The sequence below is a fragment of the Candidatus Brocadia sapporoensis genome (assembly GCF_001753675.2).
In the GTDB taxonomy this organism is placed as follows: Bacteria; Planctomycetota; Brocadiia; order Brocadiales; family Brocadiaceae; genus Brocadia; species Brocadia sapporoensis.
On record NZ_MJUW02000052.1, the window covers coordinates 1 to 11,218 of the forward strand.

The following is an 11,218-nucleotide window of genomic DNA, read 5'->3' on the forward strand; positions in this document are numbered from 1 at the left end:
TCGGGATTTTCCCGTCTGCCCGTTTTCCCTATCGGCTCCTAACTATTCTGAGAAATTATTCTCTCTCACCATCCGTTTCGTTGAATAGTGAGGAATTTTCGTAACCAACGAATTTTTTGATTTAAACAAATTTCTTGAAACTAAAATAAAAACCGGCTACACTAAGTTTGTTATGTTGATCAAATTTTTGTAAAAACCCTAATTCAATTCTCTAGCTTTACAATTGTCTTGCGAGACATGCCCTTTGCAGGTAAATTGTAAAAATCGTAACAATTTAGTTTTTTAAAAAACCTCTGTATGAATAATATTGACTTGTGGGGGCAGGTTTCAAACCAGCCTCTACACTGCATGTAATACCCGGTTTTTATTGGAAATTTTCAAAAAACTAAATTGTTACTAAAAATCGAATTACGTGAAACTTTTCTTTGATATGGTTTGTTGTAAATTATGTAATTTCAAATACAAAACACTTCTTAAGGAGTGCAGCAATGTCTGAACATTTTTCAAATAAAGAAATCGGAGAAAAGTATAAAGCCGTGGTCTCTTCGGCAAAATGCCCAAACTGTAATGGAGAAGCTGTTTCTGTTGCTGTTAAATCCCTAAAATTGCCTTGGATGGTAAGGTGTTTCAGTTGTGGGTATAGTGATGTAATAATGTGGATTGAAAAGCAGGTAATGGAAGCATTAAAAAACGTAAAAGTATTCAATCAAATTTGGAAGGATGGCGAATCGATTGAAATAATTTTGAAATAAACGTGGAGGACGGCCTCCGTCTTCCCGTTTATGGGAAAAGCCGCGAAGGCCAGAAACGTGCCTCTAGTATTGTATGACAGAAAATATATCGTACGGTGAGAGATTTTTTTTGCCGTTGAGAAAGGTTAATTCAATCAAAAACGCACAACCCAGGATATTCCCGCCAAGAGATTCTACCATTTTACAGCAAGCAGACATGGTTCCGCCGGTGGCTAATAAGTCGTCTACCATAAGCACCTGCTGACCTTTTCTGATTCCATCCTTGTGTATTTCGAGCACATCGGTACCATATTCGAGTGCATAGCTCATGCTGATCTTTTCGTAAGGAAGTTTGCCGGGCTTTCTAATAGGAGTAAATCCGGCTCCCAGATTAAAAGCAATGATTGGCGCTAAAATAAAACCCCGTGCTTCAGTACCAACAACGACGTCGATCTTCTTGCTTTTATAATGGTCAGAAATTATTTCAACAGCGGCTCTTAATCCTTTTGGATTTTGCAGGAGAGTGGTAATGTCTTTAAAGCTAATGCCTTTTTTGGGGAAATCAGGCACTTCGCGCACTAAATTCTTTAATTCATTCATACGTCATTTCTCTTTTGTCAGGATATAATGTAATTTTCTGATAGTCTCTTTCTCTATTTGTCTGACGCGTTCACGGCTTAAATGTAATAACGCACCAATTTCTTCCAGAGTCTTTGGCTCACCATCCGCTAGTCCGTATCGCAGCTTTATTACCGTGGCTTCCCTTTTATCAATAATCTTAAGGAATTTTTCCAGATTCTCCCTTTCATACATTTCTTCCACTTCTTCTTCGGGCGTTGGTGTCTTCTCGTCAGGCAAAATATTACTCAATGCCCAGATGAGATCCGAGCCGGTAAAGCCTTCACTGTTGATGGATACGGTTGAACGTGTCGCATGTTCGATCAATTCAACTTTTTTTGCAGTAATATCCATCTCTTCAGCAATCTCGTTATGGCTCGGCGCCCTTTCAAGTTTATCGAGCAGATTCGTTGAAGTGATTTTAAGCCGGGATATTTTTTCAAACATATATGAAGGAATGCGGATCATTTTTGCTTTGTCTGTCAGCGCCCTGCGGATTGCCTGCTTAATCCACCACGTTGCATACGTGCTAAATTTATATCCCGTCGAAGGATCGAATCCCTGAACTGCACGAATCAGCCCCAGGTTTCCTTCCTCAATCAGATCCAGGAAAGAAAGCCCCCGGTGGATGTATTCTTTGGCAATACTAATCACCAGGCGCAGGTTAGAACGTATTAGTTCTTCCCGCGCCTTTTCATCTCCCTCGGTAACCTTTCTTGTTATTTCTTTTTCCTCTTCAGGAGACAGCAATGAAATTCGATTAATTTCTTTCAGGTATATTTGTAATGCGGATTTCGTATAACGCCTCCTTCTTTCCTCACATCACGAAGTCAAGGGACGCCTGCAGCACCCGAATCCTATGTATTCATAGCCGAAGCTTCATCGCCCGATGGTTTCTGAGAATCTTCGTTTGGCGTCGCTGGTATTTCACTTCTTCCTTCTGCACCAAACATTTTTTTCAGACTGAGCCCAATCTTTCTTGCCTCAGGTTCAATGCGAATAACCCTTACTTCCAGGTCATCACCAATATTGACAACATCAGCGGGATTATTAACCTTCTCGCTGGACAATTCCGAGATATGCAACAACCCTTCGATTCCTTTTCCGAGTTCAAGAAATGCGCCGAAATTCGTTAACTTCGTAACTTTACCGGTGATAACATCACCTACCTTATATTTCTCAGGAATCTCTTTTACCCATGGGTCATCGGAGAGTTGTTTCAGCCCCAACGCAACCCTCTTTTTTTCCCGATCGACAGAAAGCACCACGGCCTCAACTTTATCTCCCTTTTTAACAATTTCCGAGGGATGTCCCACCTTCCTGGCCCATGACATGTCAGATATATGAAGCAATCCGTCTACCCCTTCTTCAATCTCAATGAACGCGCCATAATTCGTCAGGTTGCGAACGCGACCCTTGATCTTTGTTCCCGGCGGATATTTTTCTTCGATAACCGTCCAGGGATTCACTTCCGTCTGTTTCATGCTGAGTGAAATTTCTTCTTTTTCTTTGTCTATTTTGAGAACGACAACTTCAACCATGTCCCCGATCGCCACCATTTCTGACGGATGATTAATACGACGGGTCCAGGACATCTCTGAAATATGCACAAGACCCTCGATCCCCGTTTCCAGTTTAACAAATGCGCCATACGACATAATATTGACGACCTGTCCCTTTACCCTGGAGCCCACGGGATATTTTTCATCGATGAGGAACCATGGGTTTTGAGACTTTTGTTTTAACCCAAGGGCAACCTTTTCTTTTTCCTTATCGATATCAAGTATCATTACCTCAACTTCATCATCAATGGCGAGCATTTCCGATGGATGACTTATCCTTCCCCAACTCATATCGGTAATATGCAGAAGCCCGTCCAGACCGCCCAAATCAATAAATGCACCAAAGTCTGCAATATTTTTTACCAGACCTTTCCTGGTCTGCCCAACAGCAATCTCCGACAACAAGCCCTGTTTCTTTTTGTCGCGGTCTTCCTCGATAAGCTTTCTCCTGGAAACAACAATATTTTGTCTCGATTCATCGATTTTTAGTATCCGGCAGGTGACTTCCTGCCCAATGTATTGAGATATATCGCCTGGCGGTTTTACATCAATCTGGGAGGCGGGTAAAAATATCGGTACGCCCATATCGACGAGCAGGCCTCCTTTAATTTTTCTCGTAACCCTGCCAGTTATAATATCCCCCTCTTTATATTTTGCAATAACCCTTTCCCAGCCACGAATGCGGTCTGCTTTTCGTTTTGATAATTTAATAAGCCCCGAATCGTCTTCTACTGCTTCTAATAAGACCTCAACATCGTCACCTATCTTTATTTCAGAGGGATCGTCAAATTCAAACTTCGGTATCATACCCTCGGATTTATAACCACAGTCTATAACAATATTATCGCCCAGTGCGCTGAGAATACGCCCCTTTAAAACCGAGCCTACCTCAAAATTCTGTATAGAATCATAGTAAGTGGATTCTATCTTTTTTTTATTATCCGCACTTCCCACGATAGCTTCTACCTCTCGCTCAATATCGGCTAAATTTACATTATACTCTTTTAAAAAATCTCGATCCATAATTTAACGATCTCTCCGAAATAAAATGAAAAAAAATAAAAGGTTTTTAAGATAAATGTACGTTTACTCGTTCGTTAAAAATCCTGTTTTTTTACCGCAGATTCAAGTTCTTCACATATCCGGCTGACCACTTCTTCAACCGACATTTTCGTAGTATTCAGGTAAATTGCATCGTCACTTTTCATGAGAGGAGAGTTCTTCCTTGTCGTATCCCGTTTATCGCGTATCTCTATATCTTTTATAACATCGGCATAAGAAACATCGCTATCCGGCAGATTCATCTCGCCGTACCGCCTTCGGGCACGCTCTTCAATTTCAGCATCCAGAAAAAATTTCTTTTCTGCATGCGGGAAGACAACGGTACCCATATCCCTCCCTTCTGCTATAATATTTCCTTCTGACGCAAACGTTCGCTGAAGCTTTACCATACGCTGCCGGACACTGGGTGTATTTGATATATAATGAACATTGTTTGTGACAGAAGGCAAACGGATTTTTTCCGTTACGTTAACTCCATCAACAAATATTTGCAAATCATCGTTCCTGCCCCCAAACCGGATGATGGTTTGATCCATAAGCTGGCATAAGGCGTTTGCATCTTTTAGGTCCACTCCATCCTGCAGCGCCTTCCACGTAAGCGCCCGATACATAGCCCCGGTGTCGAGGTATTTAAAACCCAGCCGTTTTGCCAGCATCCTGGCAACGGTACTTTTTCCTGAACCGGCAGGACCATCCATCGCTATTATCAATCAAAACCTCTCCCGTTATCGGCAATAGCGTTTCTGAGTAATATCCAGCATAGAAAAACAATAAATATACTATAATGAATATGGTATTGCAAGCCTTTTTTGCCTCAACTCAAACCACTCCGTTTTCTAATCCACCATTCGGCAGAAACGACTGCCAGTATTAACATCAGGATATAACCATTATCCCACAGGGAAATTTGCCGTTTGCCAACGAGTTTAACAATTACCGGATTTTCAATCGAAAATTTTTCACCCATATTTTTTGCGGGTAGTTCAAAATATTTCCCCCCGGATATCTCAGCCATCCTCGCAAGGATATCCCGCCGGATCGAAGTGTCTTTAAATTCCTTGTTTTTTAAAGCGACGGTAAAAATAGCATAATCCTGCCCAATCTCGTCATTTTCCTTCTTTCCTGCTACTTTAATAATATAGTACCCTTCCGTATTTTGCCTGACGACAAACCGATACTGACCGTCCGAGCCCGTGACGCCTTTTGCTGAGTAGATGCTTTTTCCGGAAAATTCGTTTGTAATGTTTATGTCTAATTGCACACCCTCCAGAGGTTGGTAGTTTCCACCCACAGCATCGATCCTGACTGGCACCTCCTCGTTTGGCAAGAAGGTATCCTTGTTTACGATAACACGGATAGGATTTAAGGCGGGATCTTTGATGAGCCACTTTATAGAATTTTGCCAAAATTTTATATAGTGCCGGTTACTGCCGCCTTTCCCAGGGGACAGGAAACCCCACCGCCACAGAGAATCGGTTGTTATTGCCATGCATCTGCCCCGCCCCGCCTCCCGAACCGAAATAAGTGGCGGGTTTCCCTTCGTCGGATAGATGGACAGGGATAGGGAATCCGGCTTTATTTCAGAAGTTACATTGCATCCGTCCAGTTCGGGCAGGCTCTTCCAGATAGCAGCATTTCTGTCTGAATTGACGTCAAGCGCCGTCACCGGATGTCTCAGGCCATCATGGGTCAGAACTGCCTTTAATCGTGTCGTGTCCGTAGTGTCTTTCCCGGCGTTAAGGCTTACAGGAAGGATTTCGTCAAGAGGTGTGCCGTCATACCCCCCTTGTGAAAACGATATATCACCGCCTACCATAATAAAACCACCGCCTTGTTCTGTCACAAATCTCTTGAGATTTGTCAGGTAGTGTGAAAAACGAAAAAACGCCGTGTCATAAGGACGATAGTCAAAGTTCTGAAAGATAACCAAGTCGAAACTATCGAGCGCCTGTGTAAATAATTCGTCTACAGGGAAAGGAATGAGACTCATCTCATCGCTCCTTGCATCGGAAACATCCGTTGGCGTCCGCAGAATGAAGAAAGATATGAGATCAATATTAGGATCGTTTTTCAATATCCGCCTGAGAAAACGCTCGTCCCACGACGGACGACCGCAAACATGCATAATCCGTATCTTATCGCGCACCACCTTCACAAGAAAACTGACCTGATTGTTTTCGCTGATTGCCTCATGGGGCTGGACAGGAACCGAGACCGAATAGAGAAAGGTACCGGTCGAAAGGGGCGTGAATGCCAGATCAATATGAAGTTCGCTTTCGTTCCCTGTATCCAGGATCTTCGAAGAAATAATATCGTTTCCTTGTTTTAGGGTAACCGGAAGTCTGAGGTCTTTATAACCATGAATCTTTATAACGACATCCGCCCTCCATGGACTTCTTACAAAGGTAAAACTGTCATAGGAAACTTTACTGATGGCAATATCCCTGGCGTCCATGTTGCCCCCCGGAGAAAAGGTAAAAAACGGGGTTGACAGGTCTTTCACGAGATTTGAAATAATTTCATATTTATCCAGGCTTGAAGGAAGTTCGGTTGTATCAGCGCCATCTGAAAAAACCAGATATCCCCTGACAGATTTACCTTCATATCGTTTTTTCAGAAGCTTCAGGGTCTGAGCAATGTCGGTATTTGCGCCATCGGGAACAATCCCCTTTTCGATATCATCATGAGTAATCTCCTTAATCGCGTCCGAGAAAGAAACGTAATCGACATCAAAATTATTCTCCAATTCCTTAACAAACGATGCATTATCATGAAAAAAATTCTTAACCAGCTGGAATCGGGTGATCCTCGTATCTCCCCCTTTCAGCGTCATACTCTCAGAATTGTCTATAAGACACACGACCTTGTTTTTTAACTTCAACACCTCCTTCCGCTCTATTTGCGGCTGAAGCAACAGCATAACAAAAAGCGCCACCATCAGAAAACGGAGCGCAAAAAGCACAGTTTGCTTGTTCCACAAAGGAAGGGCTTTGATACCGCGCCAGGAAAAATAAAGCGCAGAAATCGCCAGACACAGGACAAGCACACGCAACCATACGCTTTCAATGCCCGTGAAACTGATATGCCATCGGGTAAGATTTTCCATATCCTCTATTATCGTATTGGTACAAAAATACTCCCCAGCCAAACCCTCTCCTGCAAAAAGCAAGGGAGCTTTCCCTCCCCTGACTTCGTCACGTGCTTAACCGAACGATGGGGGGGATTATAAGGAAGGGCGGCGATTCTCTTGCCCTTTTGTGAGCCTTCGGCCCGTGAATAGTTGCCCGGCATAACCTTCATCTCGCCCCGTCTCTGGAGAAAATGCACTTTGAACGGCCAATTCAAAACGATTTGCCCAAGAGGTCTGCCCGTCTGCTTCTACCTGTTTTTTGTTTTTGTCCTGGCCCGCAGCTTCTTCTTTTCCAGCGCAGCTAACCGTCTCAAGGCATTTGCTTCACTTTGTATATCCACGTACTTCTTGAGCAAATTTGACCACGAGATGTAGGTAAAACCGTTGGGGTTCATGTGTGCCAGACCTTTTCTGACCAGGAAGGCGTCATTTTCCCACATATATAAAAAGTCCTTTTCGATTCTGCTTTGATTTCCGTTCTTCGCCCAGAACTCTCCGTAAAAACCACCCAGGAGGTCAGGATATTTTTCCGCAACGGGTGCAGGTGCTTTTGGTCTGTTTTCAGGCATAGGAGAGAGTATACCCTCTTCGTAAAGGGATTTGATCGTGGCGTAGGCGTCGCTCACGTACTGAAAAACGGAATCTGATGCCTTGTCCATGGAGTCAAGATAGTCGCGGGAAAACCTTGGAGAATGACACTGAACGCAGACCTCAATCCATGCCTCCCGTCTAGACATTAATTCCTTGCTATTCTTTAGATAATCCGTCGGTTTAATTCCTTTAAAGACATTATCATAAAATAACACATCACCCTCGCCCATAATCGCCTTCCTGACCATATTATGTGAATACTGCCCTTTGTAGTACATGTGACAGGATTGACAGGTGGGAGAGATATATTTCGCATCCTTTAACGGCTTGTTCCAATCCCAATTCTTACCATCGATAAGGTAGATAGAACCATGTTTGGAGTCCCGGTAAAATTCAATATCCGGATGATCGGGCCCGTTATGACAGGTTTGGCAGGCCTCCGGACGCCTGGACTCTGAAGCTTTGAAGGCGTGGCGGGTATGGCAACTGTCACACTTGTGCTGAATGGAGTGGCACATATCACAGCCCTGTACAATATTCTTATCTACCGCAGCCCATACATCCACGTCCAGATTGGCATCATAAGCCTTTGCATGGCTTTCCCTGCCGGGTTTCCAGTCAGGAATGCCGTATTGTTTTTCCGATTCGAACTCCTGGTATTCTTGCTTATGACATTCACCGCACAGGGCAGGACTCGGCATAGCCAGCTCTTTTTCATGATCAAGCTTTTCCGCCCCAACCTTGCCGTGGCAATCGATACACCCCACCTTCGTGAGTTTCCTTCCCAGGTTTTTTTCTATTTCGGCGAGCTTCTCTTTCTGGTAGTCCAGCAGTTTATCCAGGTTCGCATGGCTACTTTCTTCCCATGCCTTGACCAGACCCGGGTTTAATGCCTTATGGCAGAGCGTACACTCATCCGCCTGATAAACCCCTTTTGGCTCTTCCGGCGGTGAATAAAAGTAGTTCGGAGCCCAGTATCTTTGGGTAGGAATCGGTTTCCAAAATTCCCCGTACGGGCCAACCCCTTTATCCAGTTTTTGAGCCTCAATTCCGCTGCAAAAAACACCACACAGTATTGCTAATCCAACGAATGACCACACACCCTTCATGTGCGCTTCTCCCCCAAGTCTAAGTCCACGAAGATACTTGTTCAAAACGTATTTGATCCATAATTATATCACAGCATTATACAGTCGCAAACAAATTACCTGCAAGCATTCCCTGTTTCTCCCGCAGCCCGTTAGCGACTCTCTCGTCTTTCTTAACAACTTCATCGTTGAAAATCTTCGGAGGATTTATACCGTTGTGACTTGCGGGCAGGCATTTGTGTGGTGCAGCATCCCTGCTCTATTCTGTTGATTACACGAAGGATACGCCCGAACAATTCAAAAAACTAAGTTGTCTGGGCGCTCTTTCGGTTACCTTTCGTATGCTTGCAGTATGATGATGAAAGGAGGTCATTAATGACAGATGTTGGTTATCGGCAGTGTGACTCCTACTCAGGATTTCTGATAGCGGCTGCTTGTTTTCGTGGGCCAGAAAGTGCATTAGCATGTATACAAACCCATGTGGGGAAAATGGCTTATTTATACCTTTAGCCCGGAGAAAGAACAGATCTCCAATACGATTTAAACCATTTTGCCCGTTTTCCAAATCTCACATGCTATCAGGCAGCACTTGGCTTTTAATCAGGAAGTAAGTTATATCTTCGATTGCAGGGTAGCCCGCTGAAATAAAATGAAAATTCCGATGCAATTGAATTATTTTTTTTCTTCTCAGGTTGTACCGGCTAACTCATTTTCTGGCACAACGTCTTCCTTACGTTTTTTATTTTCCGGTACACGAGCACCTGCTTCCACCATCTCTTGAAAAGCTTCTATTGCGAAGGGCAATAAGGCCGATCGGTTTTTTTATTATTGCTTCTGATAATTGCAGAACCGATTGAGTTGTCTCCCGCATCCAGCCATAAAACAGACTTCTCCATCCCTCCTTCAGCATTCAGTGTTTGGTTAACTTTTCCGGGAAATTTGGTTAAAAAATTGCGACATTGTGCCACACAAATGCCTGCTTTGCTTTCTACAATTAAGAGGAAAACTTCACAGAATCGCCCCGAATAGGGATAAACCTACCCAATCCTCTCGGATCGGAGACGAGGGGTTTTTTGATGGCTATTTTAGATTTTTTGGAGAAAATATCAATGTGATATACTTTTCTTATCGATAAAATACCCTATGGGAGAAACGGTAATGATGAAAGAAGAACGAATGCAAAAGATCGAATCGTACGGCAAGGGATATGCCCTGCTTACGGAGGCCATAAAACAGTTTCCGAAGGAGATGTGGTCGTTCAAGCCTTCGCCCAATCGCTGGAGCATCCATGAAATTATTGTCCATATTGCCGATAGTGAGGCAAACGCATATGTCAAATGCAGAAAATTGATTGCCGAACCAGGAAAAGCCATTGCAACCTATGACCAGGACAAATGGTCTGCAGCATTTCACTACCCTGAGCAAAGCACGGAGGATGCGTTGGAATTATTCAGGAGACTTCGCCTCGCATCGTACAACCTTATTAAGACATTGCCCGGTCCGGCATGGTCAAACTCAACGGGTTCTATGGAGAATGAAACCGTTACTCTGGACGATTGGTTGAAGGTGTATGAGGAACATATACCAGAACATATCCGTCAAATGAGAAAGCGATACGAGGAGTGGAAAAAGAATCCTTAACACCGAGATGGAATAATTGATGCCAAAAACCATCTTGATTATATCGGAATTTTTACTTTTTTTAAGCGGGCTACGGGGTGGCATGGACAAACTCTGTTTGTCCATGGTGTTTGAATATCCACACGGATCCGGAATGTGTCACACGGACAAACAGAGTTTGTCCGTGCCACCCTGCAACCAAAGGCATAACGGGACGCATAGGAATTTCAGGAGTTTATTATTGTACCATTCACTCGCCCCCCAAAGACCTCCAATGCTTCGTTGTCATGCAACCGGACCCGTTCGAATGCCTCAATGCTCTTGCCAAAAAGGCTTATCCCATGTGTCATTGTAATTTCCTATGCCAGACCTGCTATCTTTACTCCTCCACCTCTCTTATACTGCACAAGTACCTTGATCTCCTTTTTGCACAATGAGTGAAACCTAATAGTAAACACAACAAATACGTGCAGGTGTCATTGCGAGGGCGGCAGCCCGAAGCAATCTCCAATGCCTGGGTTGTTTTGCGAAGTTCGCACTGAGCAATACGGAATGTGCTCGCAATAACAACGTTCTTTTTACGTTCACCACAGTATTACCGCGTAAAATCTTTTTTTCGCAAGCTTTTTTACAACCACCTTTCGCTCCTCCTTGACTTCGTCGTGATGGTTCGACAGGCTCACCATTCACGGCGCACATCCTGAGTCCGCCGAAGGATCCGTCGAACGATAGGGGGATTCGGTGCAGCTTTGCTGTGTTAGCCCGACTTTCGCAATTCGAGCTGAAAAAAGGTTATTTTTAGGCATGAATCGCCCA

Annotated in this window: 9 protein-coding genes; 3 read left to right on the forward strand and 6 right to left on the reverse strand. The window is 43.8% G+C overall.

Annotated elements, in window-relative coordinates; all coding sequences use genetic code 11:
- The first annotated feature begins 488 nt into the window (after window positions 1–488).
- Window positions 489–752 carry a hypothetical protein gene (locus BIY37_RS04420; protein ID WP_070066626.1) on the forward strand — a complete coding sequence of 88 codons (264 nt, stop codon included), beginning with the start codon at window positions 489–491 and terminating at the stop codon, window positions 750–752.
- Between the two features lie 63 nt (window positions 753–815).
- Here the strand turns inward: BIY37_RS04420 and BIY37_RS04425 are convergent, their stop codons facing one another.
- The 6 genes from BIY37_RS04425 to BIY37_RS04450 all read right to left on the reverse strand — a co-directional run bounded on the left by BIY37_RS04425 (window position 816) and on the right by BIY37_RS04450 (window position 8,803).
- Window positions 816–1,331 (reverse strand): adenine phosphoribosyltransferase, encoded by a 516-nt coding sequence (locus BIY37_RS04425; protein WP_070066627.1) that lies wholly within the window; start codon window positions 1,329–1,331, stop codon window positions 816–818.
- Between the two features lie 3 nt (window positions 1,332–1,334).
- Entirely contained in the window at window positions 1,335–2,129 is a 795-nt protein-coding gene (locus tag BIY37_RS04430) for a sigma-70 family RNA polymerase sigma factor (RefSeq protein WP_080324845.1), read from the reverse strand.
- Between the two features lie 77 nt (window positions 2,130–2,206).
- On the reverse strand, window positions 2,207–3,934 hold the full coding sequence (locus BIY37_RS04435; protein ID WP_070066629.1) for a 30S ribosomal protein S1: 1,728 nt from the start codon (window positions 3,932–3,934) through the stop codon (window positions 2,207–2,209).
- A gap of 74 nt (window positions 3,935–4,008) precedes the next feature.
- The gene (gene cmk, locus BIY37_RS04440; RefSeq protein WP_201789389.1) at window positions 4,009–4,683 is read right to left on the reverse strand and encodes a (d)CMP kinase; all 675 of its coding nucleotides are present in this window, start codon (window positions 4,681–4,683) and stop codon (window positions 4,009–4,011) included.
- Window positions 4,684–4,787: 104 nt separating this feature from the next.
- Window positions 4,788–7,121 carry a glutamine amidotransferase gene (locus BIY37_RS04445; protein ID WP_143299167.1) on the reverse strand — a complete coding sequence of 778 codons (2,334 nt, stop codon included), beginning with the start codon at window positions 7,119–7,121 and terminating at the stop codon, window positions 4,788–4,790.
- A 230-nt stretch (window positions 7,122–7,351) separates the two neighbouring features.
- A complete protein-coding gene (locus tag BIY37_RS04450) occupies window positions 7,352–8,803 on the reverse strand; it encodes a multiheme c-type cytochrome (RefSeq protein WP_070066632.1) in 1,452 nt (483 codons plus the stop codon).
- 354 nt (window positions 8,804–9,157) lie between these two features.
- Here BIY37_RS04450 and BIY37_RS14030 point away from each other — a divergent pair, with 354 nt between their 5' ends.
- Both BIY37_RS14030 and BIY37_RS04460 read left to right on the forward strand, forming a co-directional pair.
- Window positions 9,158–9,292 (forward strand): hypothetical protein, encoded by a 135-nt coding sequence (locus BIY37_RS14030; protein WP_261340832.1) that lies wholly within the window; start codon window positions 9,158–9,160, stop codon window positions 9,290–9,292.
- A gap of 648 nt (window positions 9,293–9,940) precedes the next feature.
- Window positions 9,941–10,423, forward strand: a complete 483-nt coding sequence (locus BIY37_RS04460) for a DinB family protein (RefSeq protein WP_179129285.1) — start codon at window positions 9,941–9,943, stop codon at window positions 10,421–10,423.
- Window positions 10,424–11,218: the final 795 nt, after the last annotated feature.

Coding starts and splice junctions, on each gene's coding strand:
- BIY37_RS04420 (WP_070066626.1), top strand. CDS start 489: ATGTCTGAACATTTTTCAAATAAAGAAATCGGAGAAAAGTATAAAGCC.
- BIY37_RS04425 (WP_070066627.1), bottom strand. CDS start 1,331: ATGAATGAATTAAAGAATTTAGTGCGCGAAGTGCCTGATTTCCCCAAA.
- BIY37_RS04435 (WP_070066629.1), bottom strand. CDS start 3,934: ATGGATCGAGATTTTTTAAAAGAGTATAATGTAAATTTAGCCGATATT.
- BIY37_RS04450 (WP_070066632.1), bottom strand. CDS start 8,803: ATGAAGGGTGTGTGGTCATTCGTTGGATTAGCAATACTGTGTGGTGTT.
- BIY37_RS14030 (WP_261340832.1), top strand. CDS start 9,158: ATGACAGATGTTGGTTATCGGCAGTGTGACTCCTACTCAGGATTTCTG.
- BIY37_RS04460 (WP_179129285.1), top strand. CDS start 9,941: ATGATGAAAGAAGAACGAATGCAAAAGATCGAATCGTACGGCAAGGGA.